This is a genomic window from uncultured Paenalcaligenes sp. (assembly GCF_947630565.1).
Classification (GTDB): Bacteria; Pseudomonadota; Gammaproteobacteria; order Burkholderiales; family Burkholderiaceae_B; genus Paenalcaligenes; species Paenalcaligenes faecalis.
The window spans coordinates 25,044-47,670 of the sequence record NZ_CANRIC010000001.1; the positions used below are offsets into that span (position 1 = coordinate 25,044).

Sequence of the window (22,627 nt, forward strand, 5' to 3'; positions counted from 1 at the left end):
GTTGCGCTTTATGAAAATCACTATTATTGCTGTAGGGCAACGTATGCCTGATTGGGTCGTCACTGCATGGCAAGACTATAGTCAACGCATGCCTGCAGACTACGCGCTAGAACTCAAAGAAATTAAACCGGAGCCTCGCACCACAGGCAAAACCGTCCCGCAAATGATGAGCGCAGAGGCCAAGCGTATCGAGGCAGCTATCCCCGCCCATGCTCATGTTGTTGCCTTAGATGAAAAAGGACGCAATCTCACGACAATACAATTAGCAGATCAACTGCAACAATGGCGGGATAGCGGATGTGATCTGGCTATTATTATTGGTGGGCCAGATGGCTTAGATCCAGATTTTAAAAATCGCTGCCCACAGAAAATTCGCTTATCAGATTTAACCTTACCGCACCCTATGGTGCGTGTACTCTTAGCCGAACAAATCTATAGAGCTTGGTCTATCAATCATAACCACCCTTACCACCGGAGCTAATCATGGCAAAAAGACGAACGAAAATTGTTGCTACCTTAGGCCCTGCTAGCGATAATGCGGTCGCTATTGAAAAACTTATCTTAGCTGGCTTAGATGTAGCTCGTTTAAATTTTTCCCACGGCTCTGCCGACAGCCATCGTGAAAAAGCACAGCTAGTTCGCTCTCTAGCCGCAAAGCATGGTCGTTTTGTGGGAATTATGGGTGACCTACAAGGCCCAAAAATTAGAATTGCGCGCTTTATCAATCAAGCGGTACAACTGGTTCAGGGACAACGCTTTACCCTATCGACGACTCATCCTGCCGATGCGGGAAATCAAGATATTGTCGCCGTCGAATACCCCCCTTTAATTGAGGCCTGCCACCCGGGTGATGAGTTATTGCTTGATGATGGCAAAATCGTCCTAGAGGTTACTCAGGTTCACGCTGATTGCGTTGAAACTACTGTTATCAACGCAGGCGAACTATCCAATAACAAAGGGATCAACCGTCGGGGGGGTGGCATCTCTGCGCCTAGTCTCACAGACAAAGATAAAGACGACATTAAACTGGCGGCGGAATTACAACTCGACTATATTGCCGTCTCTTTTCCGCGTTATGGCCGTGATATTCAACAAGCTAGAGAGCTAATCCAAGCAGCCGGTTCAGACGCGTGGATCATCGCAAAAATTGAACGTGCTGAGGCAGTCGCCGATGATGACGCCTTGGATGATATTATTTCCGTGAGTGATGGCGTTATGGTTGCTCGTGGCGATTTGGGTGTAGAGGTAGGAGACGCCCGCTTGGTGGGTATTCAAAAACGCATTATTCAACACGCCCGTCGTTTAAATAAAATTGTGATTACTGCCACCCAAATGATGGAATCAATGACACATAGCCCCGTACCTACCCGCGCCGAGGTGTCAGACGTGGCAAATGCCGTCCTCGACTACACGGATGCAGTCATGTTATCGGGTGAAAGTGCAACAGGCCAATACCCAGTCGAAGCCATAACAGCCATGGCTCGTATTTGTGTAGGTGCTGAAGCTGAACCTACCAGTGGTCTATCTAAGCACCGTATTGGTGAAACCTTTACACGCTGTGATGACACCATTGCCCTATCTGCCATGTATGCAGCAAACCATTATCCCGGCATTAAAGCAATCATTAGCTTGAGTGAAAGCGGTAGAACACCGCTTATCATGTCACGCATTAAATCCACCGTGCCTATTTTCTGCTTTACACGTCACCCTGCCACGCAGCAAAGAGCAGCCCTATTCAGAGGCGTCTACAGCATGAACTTTGATGCCAACCAATTTACTACTGACGAGGTTGCAACGGCAGCCATGAAACACTTATCGGCTCAGCAGGCTGTGCAATCAGGTGACTGGATTATCCTAACAAAAGGTGCTATTGATCAACCAAGTGGCACCAATAGCATGCACATTTTGCAAATACCATAAGCCTCACATAGCGGCGCTTCACGCATACCTTATGTTAATGCAACAATCCATTTATCTCGCCTCGGCCAGTCCAAGACGTCACGAGCTTTTAAATCAATTACACATCAACCATGAGGTATTGCGAGTCCCCGCCCCCGTTGGAGAGGATGAGCCTATTTTGCCCTCTGAAACCGCCATTGCCTATGTGCAAAGAACAGCGCTAGACAAACTACGGCAAGCCCTCCATTGGCGCCAATCTCAACCTCATTTGCATCGTGATTGGCCTATTCTCTGTGCGGACACAACCGTAGAGCTTCGAGGGGAAATTCTTGGCAAGCCAACCGATCTAGCGCATGCCGCACAACTCTTGCATGCGCTTTCAGGCACGACGCATCATGTACACACCGCATCTTGTCTCAGTTATCAAGGGCAAAAATATAGCGCTCTGTCTTCTAGTCTGATTCGGTTTAAAACCCTCAGTCCAAAAGAAATAGAGCGCTATTGCCACAGCCAAGAACCGCTTGGTAAGGCCGGAGCCTACGGCATTCAGGGCTTAGCTGCTGCCTTTATTGAGCATATCGAAGGCAGCTACAGTGGCGTAATGGGCTTGGATCTATACCAAACCCATCAACTGCTGTTAGACGCGGGCTTAGAATAAACCGCCACCCATTTGCATGCTAAACAAGATCTGAACCAATTCCTCTACGCTAATCGGTTTGTTATTTAGTAGCAATTTATTTGTTGCAGCATCAAAACTCAATGCCAATTTAGCCTCATTACCGTCATATTCCACTAAACCGGCCTCTTGGGCTTCTTCGGCCGCACTGTTAAAGAACATATCAGCCATACTGCTAATCATGTTTTCACCAGAGAAATAGCCCTTAATCATTTGACGTGACAAGCGTATATCCGCATTTAAGCTCTCTACATAATGCCCTAAATCAAGCTCTTCGTTTTCTACTGGGTCTAGCGCGGTTGTCGCAAAACGTACATCTGACGTTAAGGTGCTAGAGCCAGCAGGGTTGCTCAACATAAAGTTATTGATATAGACCTCGGGCTTATTTACCAAGATCTGTTTAATCATCGGTAATAGCTCGTCCTCATCCATGGAGTCTAGGTCGTCCACTTGCGACAACTGATTTAACATCACATAATCAAGACGTTTTACACCCACATCCAGTTGCATTTGACCCAGATCTTGCTTATCCGCCAAGATCTTCCCAAAGTCATATGTCAGCGTACTATCTAACAAGCCATCTTTTACCTCATAGCTTGAAGCTGTTTTAATATTTTCAATAAAAATTTGGGTGGAGTTCTCCACGTTGATCCCTAACTGATCGATATGTAGCTCGCCCTCAGAGGCCTGAGCTTTATCTTGCTCAGTGATTGAACCATTAGCTCGCATCCCATTTAGCTGAACATGTAGATCACCCTCATCGACCACAAGACTAAGACTAGGGAAGGTCATGGTGAAATCTGCCTGCTCCTTTCCACCCTTGCGCACATAGTCCACCTGTCCTTCGGACTTAGCCATCAACACTTGATTACCATCCTCATCTCGGTAATCAATAGCAGCCAAATCAATCACTGTTTTAGTGGCACCACCAAAGCTAATGAAACTATGAGCGCGTAGCGGCTCCTCTCCTTTGGCGGCATCAAATAGGGGCTGAGTTTCTTTAGTTGGCAATAACTTAGCATCGCTATATGCCAACAGAGGAGCGATGTGGCCTTTGGCTATTGCGGCAAAAGGGAAAGGACCGTGGCGCAGATGGTCTTGCGCCAAAAACTGGAACTGCTCATCTTTAGCACTCTTAATTCGTATTTCGTAATTCACTTTAGAGCTAAACCAGCCACGATCGTAATCGACTACATTCAGCTTAATTTCGCCTTCGCCTAAGCTTAATGCTAACTGTGTCGCAATGGCGGCATTGATTTCATTAACTTGATGATTAATCTCGGCTTCTGCTTTTTTACCTACATACCATGACGAACCTGCATACGCAGCCACCAAAATAGCGGCGCCAGCCAATAATTTATTTGTTGTACTCATGATTTCCCTTGTAATCGTTGAATAAGATGCGATACATCTGACCTGACTAATCAACTCACTGTTACAGCTGTTGTGTAGCATGGCATTCACACATCGCGATTTTCTTGCTTTTAAACTAATGTTGCAATGGAGTTAGACTCTTTTAACATGCTCTATATGGCACCTGTAGCCTGAACAGCCAATTTATGTAAATGCTCTACAAAACTTTGCAATAGACACTATCCCGTTAAGGGGGTCTATTTATAACCGAAAAATTACCCAAAAAGCAAAAGACAAATGTAAAAAAAACGCACACGTTGACGTATGCGTTAATTATGGTTCAGCCTTAGTTTTTACTCTGCGTCAGCTTCTACTATTTTTCTAGATAGCTCTTTAGGCAAAGGAAAGGAAATCGTCTCCTCTACTCCATCTAAAGTCCGCACCGATATGGCCCCTAGCTCTTTAATACGATCAATAACTTGTTCAACTAGCTCTTCTGGCGCAGAAGCCCCTGCTGTAATCCCCACTCGAGGATTTCCTGCAAACCACTCGGGTTGAATCATAGCGGGGTCATCCAATAAATACGCAGCGGTGCCAATACGCTCCGCAACCTCTCGTAACCGATTTGAATTAGAGCTATTTACACTACCAACAACCAATACCACATCACACTGTGGCGCCATAAATTTCACCGCATCTTGACGGTTTTGGGTGGCATAACAAATGTCACTCTTTTTAGGCTCAACAATATTAGGAAAGCGCAAACGCAACGCCTCCGCAACCTCTGCGGCATCATCTACTGATAGGGTTGTTTGGGTTACAAAAGCCAAATTATCTGGATCTGTCACCTGTAAATCCTGAACGTCTTGAACTGTTTCTACCAAAAACATACCTTCGTTTGCTTGGCCTAACGTCCCCTCAACCTCGGGATGTCCCTTATGACCAATCATGATGATCTCACGACCATCCTTACGCATTTTGGAGACTTCTCGGTGTACCTTAGTGACCAACGGACAGGTCGCGTCAAATACCGTTAGGCCTCGCTCCTCGGCCTCTTCGCGCACAGCTAAAGACACACCATGAGCAGAAAAAACAACAATAGACCCTGCTGGTGCTTGCTCAAGCTCGTTGATAAAAATCGCACCTTTATTACGGAGGTTTTCAACTACATAACGATTATGAACAATCTCGTGACGCACATAAATGGGCTTGCCATGAATTTCTAAAGCACGCTCTACGATATCAATAGCACGATCAACACCTGCGCAAAAACCACGTGGCTGGGCCAACATGACCTGCATATTTTCTAAAGATTCAATCTGAGGTTTCATAGTATTCCTAAAATATGTACGTCTAAGCGAATTTGAGCACCCGCTAAAGGATGATTAAAATCAAATAAGGCGGCCTCTTCGCCCCACTCTTTTAACACACCTGCATAACGAACACCGGTAGGAGAAGCAAACTCCACCATGTCGCCTGTTTCGTAATTTTTATCAGGATCGGTCAAATCACCTAACATCTCTTTATCAACCCACTGTACCAACACCGGATTGCGGTCTCCATAAGCCTGAGCAGGTTCTAGCGTGCAGCCAAAGACCTCGTCCTCGGCCTTACCTAATAACACGTGTTCTAAACCCGGAGACCATTGCCCTATCCCCATTTGCAATGTTGCCGGACGGCCATCGAAGGTATTTGCAAATATGGTTCCTCCGGCCGGTCCGGTCATAATTTGAATGCAATAATGCAAAGTTAAGTAAGAGTCCTCATGGACAATTGGCCGCTGGTCTTGGTTTTCTGAGTTCAAGGTCTGTCACCCTAATAAGTCTAAGTCTTGATTAATTTACCTATTTTAATGCTTACTATGACTTCTGACAGCAAATCCCTAAATAGTGTGCGGCCTCGCGAACGCCTTTTACAAACAGGCCCCCAATCTCTGTGCGATGCAGAGCTGCTTGCTATCATTTTACGCACTGGAACTCGTCAACACTCAGTCATAGATCTGGCAGAGCAACTACTGCAAACTCTAGGTGGGCTGCGTGGTCTTTTGGCGACTGAAATCCAGACACTTCTGGAACAAAAAGGCATAGGCATCGCAAAAGCCTGTGAACTACAGGCCATTAGCGAAATCAATCGACGAGCCTTAGCACAAAGCTTACGTTTAGGCCCCGTTATGGATCAGCCGCGTTTAGTTAAAAGTTATTGCATAGCGCAATTAGGCCATCTCACCATAGAGCATTGCATCGCTCTCTACCTAGATAATCAACTGCATTTAATTACCAGCGAGGAAGTCTCTAGAGGCACATTGACTCAAGCCTCAGTCTATCCAAGAGAAATCGTAAAATCTGCCCTAAAACACCACGCTGCCGCTATAATACTTGCACATAATCACCCATCTGGTGTGCGTAGCCCTAGTGCGGCAGACTTAGCCCTTACTAAACATCTACAACAGGCTCTCTCGTTAGTAGATATACGCTTACTTGACCATTTGATTATTACCGCTGGGCACGCTACCTCTCTGGCTGAACAAGGCAGTATGTAGCTTTTCTTCTCTTATATTTCGGCATTTACGCAACATTTGCTGTGGTCGGTCTGACTCACAGGCGTTTCTCTTTGCAAAATTGCGCATAAATGATAAAATCTTTGGTTTTACAGGATACGTGGCAGATTGTTGTTAATCCATCTGTTGGCGGTCCGCTTTAGACAACAGGATAACATCATGAAAGTAGGCATCCACCCCGAATACCGCGAAGTGGTGTTCTTGGATCAACAAACCGGCAACTCATTTATTTCACGTTCCACTCTGCACACTCGTGACACGATTGAACTAGACGGTAAAACATACCCACTATTTAAGTGTGACGTGACATCCGAGTCCCACCCGTTTTACACCGGTGCTCAAACACGCATCGTTGAAACTGGTCGCGTTGAAAAATTCCGCGCCCGTTTCGCTCGCACTGCTGGTACACGCACAAAAGCGTAATACCGCATCGCAGCAAAAAGCAGCCTTTTGGCTGCTTTTTTTGTGTCCATCACTTACCCTCTGATTTACCCAACACCCGCAATATGATTTAAGATAACGCTCTAGTCTTATCTTTCACCTATTGCCGTGCCTAACACTATCCCTTCCTCTACTCCTGCTCGCCTGACCAACTCTGCCGCCAGCAAACTGCCTCGCGTCATTTTATGGACCGTAGGTTTACTGTATATTTTTGCTGGGCTGTTTTTCCGAGACCCCTGGAAAAGCGATGATGTAATTGGTCTCGCAGGTATGTTAAGCGCACTGCAATACCCGGGGTGGCAAACCATCCTCACCCCTCAGATCGGGGACTTAGCCTACGCAGAATCTGGCCCTCTAGCCATCTGGTTAGGGGCGGGTAGTATTTATCTATTCAGCCCCCTATTACAGTTGTTTTTCTCGGAGCTAGATGCATCCATCATTGCATCCCGACTACCCAATTTAATTTACTTCCTAATCCTCATCAGCACATTATGGCAAGGCGTATTTAGGCTTGCTAGTCTTAAAGCTGCTCAGCCTCTCCCCTTACCCTTTGGTGGTGAGCCTTCTGCTGTTGACTATGGCCGCATGATTGCTGACGCAGCGCTATTACTGTGCGTTGCTACTATTGGCATTATCTGGCGCTTACACGAGACCTCCGCCGTCCCACTCAGTCTAGCTTTATATTCCAGTGCTTTTTATGCGCTCAGCCTCTTTAGCAAAAAACCGTGGCGAGCAGCCTTATTATTAGGCAGTGCTATTGGACTCAGCTTTTTAAATCAAGGGTTATGGGTTGCTCTCAGCTTAATCATCAGTTGCATTAGTGCCTTTACGCTGTGCTCAGCTTTGCGGCCTTATGCCAAATACCTGCCTGTAACACTCAGTCTGGCCTTATTTATTGCTCTTTGCTGGATTATTCCAACCAAACACTACGCCTATTGGTGGCAACAGTGGCAACAATGGCATATGGCTCAAATATCTTGGCCTCATTACTCATCGTTATTGAGCAGCGCACGAGATCTGCTTTGGTTTCTTTGGCCCACATGGCCCTTAGTAATCGTTGCTTTGTGGCAGTGGAGATCTTGGCTACGTTTTTCTCATATTGCTATCCCTTTTAGTCTCATGCTGGGCCCCATCATTCTACTAACGCTTCATCAAAAAGCCTTTGAGCCCGAGTACACACTACTGGTTGTCCCTTTTGCTGTCTTAGCTGCTTTTGCCCTACCTACGCTTCGCCGTGGTGCGATCAATAGCTTCGACTGGTTTGCCGTCATGTGTTTTTCTTTGATCGCCGCCACTATATGGCTAGGCTGGATAGCCCAACATACCGGCTGGCCACCAAAAATTGCGTATACGATTCACCGCCAAACTCAAGGCTTTGATACGAGCATTGCTTGGCCTGCTTTACTGATTGCGATGGCTGGCACTATTGCTTGGACTGGCTTAGTTCTGTGGCGTCTACGCAGTCACCCTCCAGCTCTTTGGCGCGGTACCGTTTTATCGGCAGGCGGACTTATTACCGCGTGGCTTTTGCTGGTGACACTCTGGATGCCAGCCTTAGATTATGCCCGAAGCTATAGACATGTCTCAGGAGATTTAGCTAAACAAATCCAACAGATCCCAGCCAACCAATGCATATACGCATCCGGTTTAGGCTTAGGTCAGCGCGCCTCTTTCTATGCGTTTAATCAACTAAATTTTAGCTTTAACCCTAGCTGCCAATACGTGCTTCAGCAAACCTCTCCCAAACTATCCGACGATCTACAAAACAAGGCTTACCCCTCAAGCACCGAGCTTTGGCAAGGTCGCCGCGGTGGCGATCGCAACGAGATGTTTAGACTGCTAAAACAATAAACCCTACAGCACTCAGCCCTAACCCATAAAAAAAAGGACTGCGTGCTACTATAAATGCCTTATAAAAGGCCCTTTTTAGCTAAATACGATGTCAAACACACCACAACGCCATCTCACCAATCGCATTCCTTCCTGGCTGCTTTTAATGGGTTTGCTTACAGCACTAGCCCCTCTTGCCATCGACATGTATTTGCCTGCATTTCCGTTAATTGCAGCAGACCTACACACCACAGAGGGAAACATAGAGCGCACTTTGGCTAGCTATCTATTTGGGATGGCATTGGCGCAGCTGTTTTACGGCCCTATTTCGGATCGTTTTGGCCGAAAACTGCCTTTATTGTTTGGTTTAATTCTATTTAGCATCGCCTCTTTCGCTGTTTCTTTCACTCAAAACGTAGAGCATTTAACTCTATGGCGTATCGCCCAAGCCTTTGGGGGCGCTGCTGGTGCGGTCATTCCTAGAGCTGTTATTCGAGATCAGCTAGACACCAGAGATGCCGCTAAAGCCTTATCAATGATTATGCTTATCATGGGAGCTACGCCAATCTTAGCCCCTATTATCGGAGGCCAAGTCCTGCTCCTAAGCAATTGGCGCAGCATTTTTTATATTATTGCAGGCTGTGGCGTAGTTCTATTAATAGCTACCACCTTGTTTATGCGTGAGACCCTCGCCCCCGAACACGTAACACCATTACGCCCTAAGACCATTATCACTAATTACAAAGAGCTTTTTAAACACCGCAGCTTTCTGTTTTACTCTCTAGCCGCTGGGTTTGGCTCTGCCGGTATGTTTGCCTATATCAGCGGCTCCCCACGTATTTTCATTAGTGTTTTTGAGGTCAAGCCTTCGTGGTTTGGCTTTTTATTTGGTTTAAATGCATTTTGCTTGATCCTAGCCTCCCAAATTGGTGCCCGCTTATTGAATCGCTATACGCCACAACGGCTGCTCTCTGTCGCACAAAATACACAACTAACTATAGTAATCATTGGCTTAATCTGCACGCTAGTAGGTATAATCAATATCTATGGCGTGATGGCCATGTTAATGGGCTTTATGGCATGTCAAGGGTTCATCAACCCTAATGCAGCGGCACTCGCTCTCTCTGCACAAGGACATCGCTTAGGTGTAGCCTCTGCCCTTATGGGTACTCTACAAATGCTTTGTGGTGCTTTAGCTGGCCTTGCAGTCAGTTCCTGGCACCATCTTTCAGCGCTTCCACTTGTTGCTGTACTCGCAGCTTGCGTCACTATTTCGTGGTTTTCTGGGCGTACAGCCCTAAAACAAGCTGTGTAATGCTTGCTTAAAGCCCATCATTTATATTAGAATGTTTTGTTTTATGAACTACTTAGGCTAAGCCAATAGGTTTATAGATTGAACATTATTGAATTAGCTTGTGCTTTAATGCGCCCGTAGTAACCAATTTTACTGCAAGCGCGGAAGCCGATTTAGACTCTAAAGGGGTATAACCATGGCACGCGTATGCCGAGTTACCGGAAAACGCCCAATGTCGGGCAACAATGTTTCTCATGCAAACAACAAAACTAAACGTCGTTTTTTGCCTAACCTACAATCTCGTCGTTTCTGGGTAGAAAGCGAAAACCGTTGGGTACGTTTACGTGTATCCACCCAGGCTTTGCGTTTGATCGACAAAAACGGTATTGACTCCGTTTTAGCCGAAATGCGCGCACGCGGCGAACGCGTTTAATCGCTCGCTTATTTCTAACAGCTATTTAAAGGACTTACATCATGGCTAAAGGTATACGCGAGAAAATCAAACTCGAATCCTCTGCAGGTACTGGTCACTTTTACACCACTACCAAAAACAAACGTAACACGCCAGAAAAAATGGTCATCAAAAAATTTGACCCTGTGGTACGTAAACACGTAGAGTACAAAGAAGCTCGTTTACGTTAATACTCCGGTATTACCCAGCGAGACTTCGGCAAAGAGCCCTGCAACTGCAGGGCTTTTTTGTGGTTAAATTATTTAGCTCTTATGGTACTGGCGCAACTTTTTTTGCCCCGTATAATGTAAGGGTTATTCTTTATTCATACCTTTACTTGGTAGCTCAAATCTCATGCAGGAAAGTTATAATCCCCACGAAGTCGAACGCGCTGCCCAACAGAACTGGCAGGAACGCGATGCTTATCGCGTCAGCGAAAACGCCACAAATGCTGATGGCAGCCCTAAACCCAAATACTACGCGTGTTCTATGCTGCCTTATCCAAGCGGCAAGCTACACATGGGTCACGTGCGCAACTACACCATTAATGACGTGATGGCGCGCCAACTACGACTGCGTGGCTATAACGTTCTTATGCCTATGGGTTGGGATGCCTTTGGTATGCCTGCAGAAAATGCAGCGATCAAATCACAAGTTCCCCCAGCCAAATGGACCTACGACAACATTGCTTACATGAAAAAGCAAATGAATTCGATGGGTTTAGCCATTGACTGGTCCCGCGAGATGTGTGCTTGTGATCCAGACTACTATAAATGGAACCAATGGTTCTTTTTAAAAATGCTAGATGCTGGCATTGCCTACCGCAAAACACAAACCGTCAACTGGGACCCAGTAGATCAAACTGTTTTAGCGAATGAACAAGTTATAGACGGTCGTGGCTGGCGCTCTGGTGCCTTAATTGAAAAACGCGAAATTCCCGGTTATTACTTAGCTATCACCAAATACGCAGACGAACTCCTTGAGCACACTCAAAAACTCGATGGTTGGCCTGAGCGTGTGCGCACCATGCAAGAGAACTGGATTGGAAAAAGCTTTGGTGTGCGTTTTGCTTTTACCCATGATATTCGCAATAACGAAGGCGAATTAATCCAAGACGGTCGTATGTATGTGTTTACAACACGCGCTGACACCATCATGGGCGTAACATACTGTGCGGTCGCCCCAGAACACCCTCTAGCTACCCAAGCAGCTAAAACCAACCCTGAATTAGCTGCCTTTATCGAAAAATGCAAACTAGGCGGTCAATCCGAGGCGGATATCGCAACTCGCGACAAAGAAGGCCTACCTACCGGTCTCTATGTCACCCATCCCATCACACAACAGCCTATTGCCTTATGGGTTGGTAATTATGTGTTGATGTCCTATGGTGACGGTGCTGTGATGGGTGTACCGGCCCACGATGAGCGTGACTTTGCCTTTGCTCTTAAATACGAACTACCTATACAACAAGTTGTACAAGTTGGCGACGCCGAATTCTCGCAGACTCAATGGCAAGACTGGTATGCCGACAAAGAAAATGGCATTACCGTCAACTCGGGTGATTACAATGGTCTGTCCTCTGCAGAAGCGATTGACCGTATAGCTGAATACCTAAGCAGCAAAGACCTAGGTGGTAAAAAAACCACTTACCGCTTGCGTGACTGGGGGATTTCTCGTCAGCGTTACTGGGGTACGCCTATTCCAATCATTCACTGTGATGATTGTGGACCTGTACCTGTACCTGAAAAAGACCTACCGGTCATATTGCCAGAAAACTTAATTCCAGATGGCAGCGGCAACCCTCTCAATAAAGATGAGGCTTTCTTAGCGTGCCAATGTCCTTCCTGCGGTAAAGACGCACGTCGTGAAACCGACACCATGGATACCTTCGTGGACTCCTCTTGGTATTTCATGCGCTATGCCTCAGCCAAAAACACAGAGGCTATGGTCGATAATCGTGCTGAATACTGGATGCCGATGGATCAATACATTGGTGGTATTGAGCATGCCGTATTGCACTTACTCTATGCCCGCTTCTGGACTAAGGTCATGCGAGACCTAGGCCTCGTCACTTTTGACGAGCCCTTTACCAAACTGCTCACACAAGGAATGGTTTTAAACCATATCTACACACGTCGTACACCACAAGGTGGCATAGAATACTTCGGCCCAGACCAGGTCGAAAACACGTATGACGAAAAAGGCAATATTACAGGTGCTCGAGTTAAAGCCGATGGCTCCGAAGTCAACTATGACGGCATCGGCACCATGTCAAAATCCAAAAACAACGGTGTGGATCCTCAGCATTTGATTGATGAAATGGGTGCCGACACGGCCCGCTTATTCATTATGTTTGCTAGCCCCCCAGAACAGACTCTAGAGTGGGCTGAATCAGGCATTGATGGCTCAAACCGTTATTTGCGTCGTCTCTGGAACTTTGCCTACAAAAATCAAGCCGCACTAAAAGCGGGAGTCGCTAAAGCCGTTCCTACCGAACTGGATGATGCTGCCAAAGAACTACGTCGGGAAATGTACTCCATCCTGAAACAGACGGACTATGATTACCAGCGTATTCAATACAATACTGTGGTATCTGGTGCGATGAAAATGCTCAACACCTTAGACCATGCAAAATTAGCCGATACAGAGGCTAATCACATTGTTTTGGCTGAAAGTTTCTCTACACTATTACGTGTACTGTACCCAGTTGTGCCACATATCACTTGGAAACTTTGGCTGGATTTAGGTTATAGCGAAGCCTATGGTGACTTACTCGATGCGGCCTGGCCTGTCGTTGATGAAAACGCCTTAGTGTTAGACGAAATCAGCTTAACCTTACAGGTAAATGGCAAACTACGCGGCTCTTTAACAATAGCAGCTGATGCGGACAAAGCAACTATCGAACAAGCTGCTACAGCTCATGAGGCCGTACAACGCTTACTCGAAGGGCGCGAGCCTAAACGTATTATTGTCGTTCCTGGCCGTCTTGTTAACGTAGTAGGATAATCATTATGACTCTTAGCGCCAACGCTGTTTTTAACCCTAGCAGGGTAGTGCTTGCCACTCTAGCCTTGGCGCTAAGCCTACTGCTTAGCGCATGTGGCTTTGCTCTTAAACAGTCACATAACCTACCCTTTAATACGCTCTATACCAATGTGGCAGAAAACTCTGCTTTTGGAGCCCAACTACGACGTAATCTGCTGGCTAACTCACCCAATCTGCGCTTTGTCAGCTCTCCAGAGCTAGCTCAAGCACAACTAATTGAACTAGAGCACAACCGCAGCCTACGTGAACTCTCTTTAGACCCCAATGGCCACGTTGAGGACTACGAATTACAGTTACGCCTGCAGTTCACGTTAGTCGATGATAAAGGGAACGCATTATTAGCCCCTTCATTACTGACTATTACGCGAGATATTCCAAATAGCCCCGAGACCTCAGCCGCTAAACAAATAGAAATAGATTCCCTGTTTAAAGACATGGAGCTTTCTTTAGTCGATCGCTTAATACGCCGACTGAACTCCAATGAAGTACAGCAAGCCTATGAGCGCAGTCAGGCACAAGACACCAATCTTCACTTACCTGTGGTTCAACCCCCTGCCTCGGCTACCTCTTTCTAATGAGTTCCACACTTAGCTCACAGTCATTACAAAAGCCGCTACAACCCTGTTATGTCATCAGTGGTGATGAAATCCTACTGCACGTCGAGGCCTGTGATGCCTTACGTGCAGCAGCCATACAACAAGGCTACACAGAGCGCCATCGCTTTGTGATGGATGGCCGTAGCGATTGGTCTGCGGTTTTTGAGGTCTGCCAAGCGCTTTCTTTATTTGGCGACAAACGATTTATTGATATAAGTATCCCTGCCGGAAAACCAGGGCGTAGCGGCAGTGATGCCCTTAACCGTCTTAGCAGCCAGTTCAGCTCTACTGGTGATAATGTATTCTTAATCCAGCTCCCTCGGTTAGATCGAGCTACCCGTAATGCCAAGTGGGCCAAGCAGCTTGAATCAACAAGCCAGTGGATTGATATCCCCAGTATTGATAAAAAACAGCTGCCGCAGTGGTTGCAACAACGCACTCAATCCCAAAAGCAGCGATTACACCCCGAAGCACTACTCTGGTTAGCCGACCAAGTCGAAGGGAACTTATTAGCCGCACACCAAGAAATACAAAAAATGGGGTTGCTTTACCCTGAGGGCGAGCTCTCTCTGTTTCAGGTTCAAGCTGCGGTTTTAAATGTCGCTCGTTATAATGTCTTTGACTTACGCGACGCCATGCTAAATGGGGATGCTAAACGTGCATTAACCGTATTACACGGCCTACGCGCAGAAGGCGAGGCGTTGCCATTAGTTCTGTGGGCCATTGGCGATGAAATCCGTATCTTAGCGGCGCTTTCTGCCATCCAACAAAGCGGTGGTGACCTCAACCAAGCATTTCGAGAACAACGTGTTTTTGGCGCCAGAGAAAAGCAATTACGTCACTGTTTACAACGATTACCCGCGTCCATCTGGCCCCCTGCTGTACGACATGCTCACGAAGTCGATCGTCTAATTAAGGGCCTAAAAAACCCGGGCGGCATGGACGACCCATGGGAAGAGGCCGCCCGTCTTTGTCTACGTATTGCTTTGGCTGCCTAAATGCGCTATAGCTATTTAACTATTGATTTCATTTGTGTACTGCTATGACCGAACAAACTTTTGATCAGCTGGCCCAAAATATGCTGCAAATAGGCCAACAAGCTCGTACCGCAGCCAAATCCATTCGCAACGCCTCAGACGCACAAAAGTCAAAAGCATTGCTCACCATGGCTGATTTACTCGAAGCCAACAAAGCACAGCTTCAAGCCGAGAATGCGAAAGACATCGAGGCCGCAGAGAAAAACGGGCTAGAGCCCGCTATGGTTGATCGATTGAAACTCTCCGATCACGCCTTAGAAACCATGGCAATCGGTTTACGTCAAATAGCGGGCATGGCTGACCCAGTGGGGTCTTTAGGACCTACCACAGCACGCCCTAATGGCATGACGGTCGCACAAATGCGAGTCCCTATCGGGGTCATCGGCATTATTTATGAGTCCAGACCCAATGTCACCATTGATGCAGCAGCTCTGTGTCTAAAATCAGGTAATGCCACCATTTTACGTGGGGGTAGCGAGGCCTTTCACTCTAATCAGGCACTGGGCGATATCATTCGTCAAGGCTTGTTAGCGGCTGGCTTACCTGAACACACTGTCCAAGTCATTGCCACTGCGGATCGTGCCGCCGTTGGGCATCTCATCACTATGACGGACTATGTGGATGTCATTATCCCTCGTGGTGGAAAGGGCTTAATTGCTCGTCTAACAGCCGAAGCAAAAGTTCCTCTCATTAAACACTTAGACGGTAACTGTCATGTGTACATAGACAAAGACGCAAATGTGGCTAAGGCCCAAAAAATTGCAATTAATGCCAAAACACATCGTTATGGTATTTGCGGAGCCATGGAAACCCTATTAGTACACAGTGACATCGCTCCCGCCGTATTACCTGACCTAGCTCAAGCCCTACAAGACAAAGGGGTTGAACTCCGAGGTTGTGAGCGCACCCTTAACTTACTAAGTGGCATTACAGCAGCAACCGAGTCAGATTGGGAAACAGAATACTTAGCTCCTATTTTAGCTATTCGTATCGTCAACTCTATTGAGCAAGCCATGGATCACATTGCGCAGTACAGCTCTGAACACACGGAGTCGATCGTCACAGAAAACATTGAAGCAGCGCGTCGCTTTCAACGTGAGGTTGACTCCAGCTCTGTCTATGTGAATTTACCCACTTGTTTTGCAGATGGCTTTGAATACGGTCTAGGAGCCGAAATAGGTATCTCCACAAACCGCTTACATGCTCGCGGACCGGTGGGGCTCGAAGGCTTAACCACTCAAAAATGGGTATTAAATGGTAATGCTCAATTGCGTGGACAAAAATAATGGCCTATTTTTGGGTTAAAACCTTTCATATTCTTCTAGTGACATCCTGGTTTGCGGGGTTGTTCTATTTACCCCGCATTTATGTCAATATGGCACAGCCTCACGACGCCCCTACCCAACAAGTCTTAACCAACATGGCACATCGTCTCTACCGATTCATGCTGCCTTTAGCAGTACTTAGTGTTGGAACAGGTCTGGCCCTATTTTTACATTTTGGCATAGGCAAAGGCATGGGTTGGATCCATGCCAAAATAGCCTTAGTTGTCGGCTTAGTGATTTATCACTGGTACTGTGGTCGTATTCTCCAACATTTCAAAGCAGGCCTGAATCAACGTTCCCATGTGTACTTCCGCTGGTTTAACGAAATTCCAGTGCTTATGCTCTTGCTCGTTCTTATTCTTGTGGTATTTAAACCCTTTTAATTTTTTATGACCTCCACCCCAAAAAAAACCTTAACGCTGAAAAAAAAACCGCTAGCAACTGAAGACACTGAAGCTAAACGCGTACGCTCTGGCGCTAGAGCACGACAAGCCATGCAAATCCAACGTCTACGCGGGGAAGACGAGCCTGAGGTCCAAGCCACACCCACACCATCTCGTAGGCCTGCATTTAAAACCGCACCTAGAGCCTCCAAGCGTGCGGCCCAAAGCCCCACTGGATACGCAAAGCCTCAGCAACGCCCCGCCCCTAGCGCGCCTAAAAGACCCCGTATCGAGGGCCCTCAGATTCAGGCCAAATACAGCGCTAGACGTGATGAACTTTTTAATGTGTTTGCTCCCTGCCCGCAAGGCCTAGAAGAAGCCCTAGCTGCGGAGCTACATGCTCTGGGTTTTGACCATGTCAGCCAAGGACGGGCAGGATGCCACTTTGCCGCCGACTGGAATGGCGTATTACGAGCGAATCTCTACTCACGCCTAGCTACTCGTATTTTGGTACAAATGAGTTATGCCAAAATTGCGAATGAAGATGAGCTCTATGAGCTCGCTTATCAAACCCCTTGGGAGAACTGGTTTGGCGCAGAGCAAACACTACGCGTAGACACCTCGGCCATTCGCTGTCCTTTTCAGAGTCTGCAGTTTGCTAATTTACGCGTTAAAGATGCCATTTGTGATCGACTACGTGATCGCGAAGGCGAACGCCCCAGTATTGATACTGTCCGTCCTGACGCCAAAGTCCACGCTTTTTTAAATGAAGACTCCGCCACGCTATATATTGACAGCACTGGCGAATCCTTATTTAAACGGGGCTGGCGTCACCACAAAGGTGAGGCCCCCCTACGAGAAAACTTAGCAGCGGGTCTTCTCGCCCTGTCTGACTGGGACCCAAATGCGCCATTGATTGATCCTTTCTGTGGTAGTGGCACAATTCTCATTGAGGCCGCCTGGATTGCATTAGGGGCGCCTCCCGGAATTTGGCGTCCATTCCATTTTGAACGGTTACGTCACCATAACGCACGTGCTTGGCAAGATCTAAAGGCTGAGGCACGCGCTAATATCGCCCCTGAAATCGAAGTACCGTTAATTGGGTGTGATATCAATCCTGCCGTTATCGAAGCAGCCAAAGCCAACTTAGCTCGTGCCCACCTAAACCCAAGTACGATTCGCTTTGAAGTAGGTAATGCTTTGGACATTCAACCCGTCGCTGCCAAAGGATGGATTGTCACCAACCCACCCTACGGTGAGCGTTTAGATGATACTGACACCGCCTTCTGGTCTGACTGGGCTGCCCACCTAAAGCAAAACTTTGCTGGCTGGAGCGTCAATATGATTACCAGCGATTTAGAGGTGCCTTCTAAACTACGCCTTAAACCTAATCGTCGCCACCCTCTCTATAATGGCCCACTGGACTGTCGACTATTTAACTTCCAAATGGTCGCAGCTAGTAATCGTTAACATTTCTTAGTTATCCGTCGCTTTGCAAAAACTAGGGTTAACCCCTATAATAGGGTTAACCCTAATCAATGGATGCGGATAATTATCATGATTTACCATAACAGCAGCAACTTTCATCTATCTGACGACTTAGAACGCCGTCTTATTCAGCATGCAATCGAAGAGCAGTTTCGTTTCCGTCCTTTGGTTGCTTTAAAAAATTGGATTAAAGGCATATTCGCCTAATTCATTTGCAGTCATCTCCGTCTTCGGCTTTAGCAGGCATCTATTTAGGTTAATGCAGTCTTCTCTATCACCTAAAATCAGCCGCATCGTTTATAATTTGCGCTATGTCTGCTGAAGCTTCTTTCTCCCCCTCTCTCCCCTCCCGTTGGCGTCGATTTTCCAGCATGATGTACGAAGGTGTACTTCTGTTTGGACTGGTATTTGGTGTGCTCTTGGTGTTTGATTTCCTCACCCAAAGCCGTCATGCCCTGATGCTACGCGATGCGCGCCAAGTCATATTATTTATGGCGATCGGCTTATATTTTTTACTGTCTTGGCGGCGGTCAGGGCAAACACTGTCCATGAAAACATGGAGTCTGCGCTTAGTCACTGCTGATGGTCACAAACTAAGCTGGCCTCGTGCCTTATATCGCTATGTGTTGATGTGGATACTGCCTCTGATCTATGCCTTAGGCGTACAAGTACTCTCCAGCTATACGGGTTATTCCTCTACCCATCTTCTTATTGTTTTTGCGCCTTTAACACTCTTTATCTGGACATGGTTTGATGCCGAACAGTTGTTTTTACACGACCGTATTGCAGGCACTCGCATTGTTGATATTCGTCCCCATCTAAAGACGTAATAACCGCTTTCTTATCTACGACTTATGACTGATCAACTAAATAAATATCTCTTTGCAGACCAACTGACTCGTGCCCAAACGGTAGAGCTATCGTCTGCATGGCAAACTGGCCTAAATCATCAAAGCTATCCAGACAGCGTACGTGATCTATTAGGCGAACTAACTGCTGCTGCGGTACTACTGGCAGGCAACCTAAAGTTAGATGGCTCTCTTATTCTACAGGCTCAGGGTGATGGCCCTATCGCCCTTATGGTGGTGGAGTGTTCGTCGGACTTTACTGTGCGAGCTACGGTTTCCTTACGTGAAGGGGCCACCATGCCCACAGAGGGTAATCTACAAAACCTGCTAAACACCTATGACAACGGAAAGTTTATTGTAGTTTTAGAACCAAAATCAGGCTCTGACCTACAGCCCTACCAAGGCATTGTGCCTCTAGAGGGCGACACCTTGGCCGAAGTGCTCGAAAACTATATGAAACACTCAGAGCAGCTAGATACCAAAATATTTTTAGCTGCAAATGGTGAAAAAGCAAATGGGCTCTTATTACAGCGCCTACCTGGTACTGGTGGCCACATCGAAGGCACTGATGCACCAGAAGAACCCAGCTGGGATCGCGCCCAACAACTCGCCACCACAATCAAACAAGATGAGCTATTAGCTCTACCTGCGGCAGAGTTAATTCATCGTCTGTTCTGGCAAGAAGACCTTATGCTGTTAGAGCCAACCCCTCTAGCCTGGCATTGCCCTTGCACCCGAGAACGGGTTTCAGAGATGCTCGCTATGCTAGGACGTGAAGAAATTGAGTCGATTCTTAGCGAACAAGAAAAAATTGACGTGTCATGTAATTTTTGTGGCAAGCCATATCAATTTGACCCCGTTGACTGCGCTCAACTGTTTATCGCTAAAAGTGACCAACTGAATGCCAGTGATACCTTGCATTAATTACGTATAAGTCACAAATTGATGGGCATGGCGGTTTATTTCACAATAACCCCATGCCTATTTTTATTGCACATCGTTCACAGCGTGGGGCTAGCAGCTTAGAAAATACTGTCATGGTGCTCGTTTTTTTACTATTAGCAATTGCTGCCTATGAAAGCACCCATTGGTTACTGCTACGACAAGCCCTCAATCACGCATTACTCGACACAGCGCGTATTGCCGCGACTCAACACGCCCACCCTCTCATCATTCAAGATGCCTTTTCTCACGCCCTACAGCAGCGTTCTGCCTTTCAATTCAATTCTGATCCCGCCTATTGGCACATAGAGCGAATTCCTCTCGTCACATCCGATACAGCCGAAAATTCTACCGTAAACGTAGACTATCAAGCCCTGCAATATCAACAGGGAAATCAGCAGATCTTTGATGCAAACACCTTGCATTTACGACTGCATTATTTACATCAACCAGCCACACCCATCGTACGTCAAACTCTGGCTCGATTGTTGCGTCACCAACAAGGGCCTTACCAGTCGGCTTATGCCAGTGGGTATGTACCTATCGTGACCGATATACAAATTGCCATGCAATCCAACGCTTATACTCCTGATACGCCTGCATCTAGCCCCGTCTATTTTGCGGCCCTAGCTAGCGCATCAGAAAATCCATCAGAGTTAGACTCAGATACGGCTAGCCCACTGGGGCCATGGCAGCCTCCGACTGGCTCAGCCCCTTTACCAGCTCAACCTTGGCTTCCTCCAGGCACAACAACACCTCCGCCTGTTCTTTGTGATACGGATCTATGTTGCGGGCCTACTTAATGGGAATCCCTATAAATTAGGAATTAGGAGTTAAAATCTGCACGAAGATTTCATCCTGCTTAATCATGCCTTGCTCTAGACGGCCAATTTCTTCAACGGCTTTACCGCCATCACGTAAATCTTGCACCTCTGCGGCCATTGCATTATTACGAGCGATTGCTGCGTCATTTAGCTTTTGCTGATTTTCTATTTTTTCTTGTAAATCTGATATACGAGCTTGTCCATTGTCCCCATACCACAGCTCGTAGTTAAAAAAGGCCAATAGAGCCAACAAGAATAGAAAGATAAAACGCATGTTTTTATAATTAAATGAAGGACTTGGCACCGCCAAGCCCTTTTTGCCTTAGTGCAAATTAACGCAAGTTATAGAAAGCGTCACGACCAGGATAAGAGGCGACTTCAGCAAGCTCCTCTTCGATACGAAGCAGCTGATTGTACTTAGCCATACGATCAGAACGAGATAGTGAACCTGTTTTAATCTGCATCGCATTGGTAGCTACGGCAATATCAGCAATCGTCGAGTCTTCGGTTTCGCCAGAACGATGTGAAATCACAGCGGTATAACCATACCGTTTTGCTAACTCAATGGCAGCAAATGTTTCAGTCAACGTACCAATTTGATTAATTTTAATCAAAATAGAATTACCTACACCACGGTCAATACCTTGGCGTAAGATTTTCGTATTCGTGACGAACAAGTCATCACCCACCAACTGAACTTTTTTACCCAAACGATCTGTTAGGATTTTCCAACCATCCCAATCGTCTTCGGCCATACCATCTTCGATAGAAACGATAGGGTATTTATCGCACCAGCTTTCTAATAGGTCTACCAACTGAGAAGCATTTAGGCTAATTCCACCCTCACCTGCTAAATGGTACAGACCATCACGGTAGAACTCGGAGCTAGCGCAGTCTAAAGCAAGTGCAATCTGAGTACCTGCCTCGTAGCCTGCTTTATCAATCGCCTGTAAAATCAATTGAATGGCTGCCTCATGGTTAGCCACGTTCGGGGCAAAACCACCCTCATCACCTACTGCAGTAGACATGCCTTGAGCATGGATCAAGTCTTTTAGCGCATGAAAAACCTCGGCACCCATGCGTAGGGCTTCGCGGAAACTTTTTGCGCCTATAGGCATGATCATGAACTCTTGTAGGTCAAGGGTGTTATTTGCATGAGCACCACCATTGATCACGTTCATCATTGGCACAGGCATTTGCATCGCAGCACTGCCACCAAAATAGCGATACAAAGATAAGCCACTGTCGTCTGCAGCTGCACGAGCAACAGCCATACTTGCAGCCAACATCGCATTAGCGCCTAAACGACTTTTTTCCTCGGTGCCATCTAGGTCAATTAGCGTCTTATCAATAAAATGCTGTTCTTGGGCATCTAAACCAATTAGCGCCTCGGCAATTTCATTATTGATATTTTCTACAGCACGCAATACGCCCTTACCTAAGTAACGAGAGGCATCACCATCACGTAATTCAAGGGCTTCACGCATACCCGTGGAAGCACCCGAAGGTACAGAAGCACGACCCATCGCGCCGGATTCCAATAAAACATCACACTCAACGGTGGGGTTACCGCGCGAATCCAAAATTTCGCGACCAATAATATCTACGATAGCACTCATGAAATGTAGTCCTTGCTGT

At 46.8% G+C, this 22,627-nt stretch carries 24 protein-coding genes; 19 read left to right on the top strand and 5 right to left on the bottom strand.

Annotation, left to right across the window (positions count from 1 at the left end; all coding sequences use genetic code 11):
• Positions 1-10 precede the first annotated feature (10 nt).
• Genes rlmH through Q0Z62_RS00125 form a run of 3 tightly spaced genes read left to right on the top strand, consistent with a single transcriptional unit; the run spans position 11 to position 2,557 of the window.
• A complete protein-coding gene (gene rlmH, locus Q0Z62_RS00115) occupies positions 11-481 on the top strand; it encodes a 23S rRNA (pseudouridine(1915)-N(3))-methyltransferase RlmH (protein WP_269901585.1) in 471 nt (156 codons plus the stop codon).
• The gene (pyk, locus tag Q0Z62_RS00120; protein ID WP_269902150.1) at positions 481-1,920 is read left to right on the top strand and encodes a pyruvate kinase; all 1,440 of its coding nucleotides are present in this window, start codon (positions 481-483) and stop codon (positions 1,918-1,920) included. Before rlmH ends, pyk begins: the two co-directional genes overlap by 1 nt.
• Before the next feature lie 31 nt (positions 1,921-1,951).
• Positions 1,952-2,557 (top strand): nucleoside triphosphate pyrophosphatase, encoded by a 606-nt coding sequence (locus tag Q0Z62_RS00125; RefSeq protein WP_298050019.1) that lies wholly within the window; start codon positions 1,952-1,954, stop codon positions 2,555-2,557.
• On the opposite strand, the gene Q0Z62_RS00130 is transcribed toward Q0Z62_RS00125, so the two are convergent.
• The 3 genes from Q0Z62_RS00130 to Q0Z62_RS00140 form a co-directional block, all read right to left on the bottom strand.
• Positions 2,549-3,949 carry a YdgA family protein gene (locus tag Q0Z62_RS00130; protein ID WP_269901583.1) on the bottom strand — a complete coding sequence of 467 codons (1,401 nt, stop codon included), beginning with the start codon at positions 3,947-3,949 and terminating at the stop codon, positions 2,549-2,551. The genes Q0Z62_RS00125 and Q0Z62_RS00130 overlap by 9 nt on opposite strands.
• Positions 3,950-4,281: 332 nt before the next feature.
• Complete coding sequence (ispH, locus tag Q0Z62_RS00135; protein ID WP_269901582.1) at positions 4,282-5,259, bottom strand: 4-hydroxy-3-methylbut-2-enyl diphosphate reductase; 978 nt, start codon at positions 5,257-5,259, stop codon at positions 4,282-4,284.
• Positions 5,256-5,732 carry an FKBP-type peptidyl-prolyl cis-trans isomerase gene (locus Q0Z62_RS00140; RefSeq protein WP_298050022.1) on the bottom strand — a complete coding sequence of 159 codons (477 nt, stop codon included), beginning with the start codon at positions 5,730-5,732 and terminating at the stop codon, positions 5,256-5,258. The genes ispH and Q0Z62_RS00140 overlap by 4 nt, the downstream gene beginning before the upstream one ends.
• 57 nt (positions 5,733-5,789) lie before the next feature.
• On the opposite strand from Q0Z62_RS00140, the gene radC reads away from it, so the two are divergent.
• The 16 genes from radC to Q0Z62_RS00220 all read left to right on the top strand — a co-directional run bounded on the left by radC (position 5,790) and on the right by Q0Z62_RS00220 (position 20,968).
• Positions 5,790-6,467: a DNA repair protein RadC gene (radC, locus tag Q0Z62_RS00145; protein ID WP_269901580.1), complete on the top strand. Its 678-nt coding sequence runs from the start codon at positions 5,790-5,792 to the stop codon at positions 6,465-6,467.
• Positions 6,468-6,644: 177 nt separating this feature from the next.
• Complete coding sequence (locus Q0Z62_RS00150; RefSeq protein WP_269901579.1) at positions 6,645-6,908, top strand: type B 50S ribosomal protein L31; 264 nt, start codon at positions 6,645-6,647, stop codon at positions 6,906-6,908.
• 126 nt (positions 6,909-7,034) lie between these two features.
• Positions 7,035-8,777, top strand: a complete 1,743-nt coding sequence (locus Q0Z62_RS00155) for a glycosyltransferase (protein WP_298050026.1) — start codon at positions 7,035-7,037, stop codon at positions 8,775-8,777.
• A gap of 88 nt (positions 8,778-8,865) precedes the next feature.
• Positions 8,866-10,071, top strand: coding sequence for a Bcr/CflA family multidrug efflux MFS transporter (locus Q0Z62_RS00160; RefSeq protein WP_269901577.1), 1,206 nt, complete (start codon positions 8,866-8,868; stop codon positions 10,069-10,071).
• 175 nt (positions 10,072-10,246) lie between these two features.
• Positions 10,247-10,483 carry a 50S ribosomal protein L28 gene (rpmB, locus tag Q0Z62_RS00165; protein ID WP_269901576.1) on the top strand — a complete coding sequence of 79 codons (237 nt, stop codon included), beginning with the start codon at positions 10,247-10,249 and terminating at the stop codon, positions 10,481-10,483.
• A gap of 41 nt (positions 10,484-10,524) precedes the next feature.
• Positions 10,525-10,692: a 50S ribosomal protein L33 gene (rpmG, locus tag Q0Z62_RS00170; RefSeq protein WP_269901575.1), complete on the top strand. Its 168-nt coding sequence runs from the start codon at positions 10,525-10,527 to the stop codon at positions 10,690-10,692.
• 163 nt (positions 10,693-10,855) lie between these two features.
• The gene (gene leuS / locus Q0Z62_RS00175) at positions 10,856-13,507 is read left to right on the top strand and encodes a leucine--tRNA ligase (RefSeq protein WP_298050030.1); all 2,652 of its coding nucleotides are present in this window, start codon (positions 10,856-10,858) and stop codon (positions 13,505-13,507) included.
• A 5-nt stretch (positions 13,508-13,512) separates the two neighbouring features.
• Entirely contained in the window at positions 13,513-14,121 is a 609-nt protein-coding gene (gene lptE / locus Q0Z62_RS00180; RefSeq protein WP_298050032.1) for an LPS assembly lipoprotein LptE, read from the top strand.
• A complete protein-coding gene (gene holA / locus Q0Z62_RS00185) occupies positions 14,121-15,140 on the top strand; it encodes a DNA polymerase III subunit delta (protein ID WP_298050034.1) in 1,020 nt (339 codons plus the stop codon). Before lptE ends, holA begins: the two co-directional genes overlap by 1 nt.
• A 44-nt stretch (positions 15,141-15,184) precedes the next feature.
• A complete protein-coding gene (locus Q0Z62_RS00190) occupies positions 15,185-16,465 on the top strand; it encodes a glutamate-5-semialdehyde dehydrogenase (protein WP_298050037.1) in 1,281 nt (426 codons plus the stop codon).
• Positions 16,465-16,887, top strand: a complete 423-nt coding sequence (locus Q0Z62_RS00195; RefSeq protein ID WP_269901570.1) for a CopD family protein — start codon at positions 16,465-16,467, stop codon at positions 16,885-16,887. Before Q0Z62_RS00190 ends, Q0Z62_RS00195 begins: the two co-directional genes overlap by 1 nt.
• 6 nt (positions 16,888-16,893) lie before the next feature.
• Positions 16,894-18,357 (top strand): THUMP domain-containing protein, encoded by a 1,464-nt coding sequence (locus tag Q0Z62_RS00200; protein ID WP_269901569.1) that lies wholly within the window; start codon positions 16,894-16,896, stop codon positions 18,355-18,357.
• Between the two features lie 87 nt (positions 18,358-18,444).
• On the top strand, positions 18,445-18,582 hold the full coding sequence (locus Q0Z62_RS00205) for a hypothetical protein (RefSeq protein ID WP_269901568.1): 138 nt from the start codon (positions 18,445-18,447) through the stop codon (positions 18,580-18,582).
• Positions 18,583-18,686: 104 nt separating this feature from the next.
• Positions 18,687-19,205: an RDD family protein gene (locus Q0Z62_RS00210; protein ID WP_298050040.1), complete on the top strand. Its 519-nt coding sequence runs from the start codon at positions 18,687-18,689 to the stop codon at positions 19,203-19,205.
• Between the two features lie 24 nt (positions 19,206-19,229).
• Positions 19,230-20,147, top strand: a complete 918-nt coding sequence (gene hslO / locus Q0Z62_RS00215) for an Hsp33 family molecular chaperone HslO (protein ID WP_298050042.1) — start codon at positions 19,230-19,232, stop codon at positions 20,145-20,147.
• A 53-nt stretch (positions 20,148-20,200) separates the two neighbouring features.
• A complete protein-coding gene (locus Q0Z62_RS00220) occupies positions 20,201-20,968 on the top strand; it encodes a hypothetical protein (protein WP_298050044.1) in 768 nt (255 codons plus the stop codon).
• Positions 20,969-20,984: 16 nt separating this feature from the next.
• Here the strand turns inward: Q0Z62_RS00220 and ftsB are convergent, their stop codons facing one another.
• A complete protein-coding gene (gene ftsB / locus Q0Z62_RS00225; RefSeq protein ID WP_269901564.1) occupies positions 20,985-21,263 on the bottom strand; it encodes a cell division protein FtsB in 279 nt (92 codons plus the stop codon).
• Positions 21,264-21,321: 58 nt separating this feature from the next.
• Entirely contained in the window at positions 21,322-22,608 is a 1,287-nt protein-coding gene (eno, locus tag Q0Z62_RS00230; protein ID WP_269901563.1) for a phosphopyruvate hydratase, read from the bottom strand.
• Between the last annotated feature and the right edge of the window lie 19 nt (positions 22,609-22,627).